The organism is Micromonospora sp. URMC 107, assembly GCF_051386315.1.
Lineage (GTDB): Bacteria > Actinomycetota > Actinomycetes > Mycobacteriales > Micromonosporaceae > Micromonospora.
Genome location: NZ_JBPQTK010000287.1, coordinates 1 through 743, shown reverse-complemented (window position 1 = coordinate 743; position 743 = coordinate 1). Strand labels below are relative to the sequence as shown.

The window sequence follows — 743 nt, the reverse complement described above, 5'->3', positions numbered from 1 at the left end:
GTGGATGTCGCCCCGGCGGCACCCCGGGTCGACATCCACCCCGAGCAGCTGGCGTACGTCATCCACACCTCCGGCTCCACCGGCACCCCCAAGGGCGTGATGGTCGCCCACCACGCGCTGGCCAACCTCGTCCGGTGGCACCTCGACACCTATCCCACCGGTCCCGGCGAGCACCACGGCCAGATCGCCAGCCTCGGCTTCGACGCCGCGGTCTGGGAGATCTGGCCCGCGCTGGTCAGCGGCGCCACCCTGCACGTCGCCGACCCCGCCGACCGCCTCGACCCCGCCGCGCTGCACGACTGGATGCAGCGGCAGGGCCTCACCGTGGCCTTCGTCCCCACCCCGATCGCCGAGGCCGTCCTGCGGCTGCCCACGCCGGCGACCACCTCGCTGCGCACGCTGCTCACGGGTGGGGACGCCCTGACCACCCGGCCCTCGGCGCCCACCCCCTACGCGCTGGTCAACCACTACGGGCCCACCGAGGCCGCGGTCGTCGCCACCGCCGGAGCGGTGCGCCCCGACGGAGTCCACCGGCCGGACCTCGGCACCCCCATCGCCGGCGCCCGCGTCCACCTCCTCGACGCCGAGCTGCGACTGGTGCCACCCGGCGCGCCCGGCGAGCTCTGCATCGCCGGAGAAGGGCTCGCCCGGGGATACCTCGGCCGTCCCGGGCAGACGGCGGAGCGGTTCCTGCCCGACCCGTACGGGCCACCCGGCAGCCGCCTCTACCGCACCGGCGACCT

At 75.9% G+C, this 743-nt stretch carries 1 protein-coding gene; it reads left to right on the top strand.

Annotated features, from left to right (window positions below; genetic code table 11):
* On the top strand, positions 1-743 hold a 743-nt coding region (locus ACSNN9_RS28535), incomplete at both ends, for an AMP-binding protein (protein WP_436676400.1).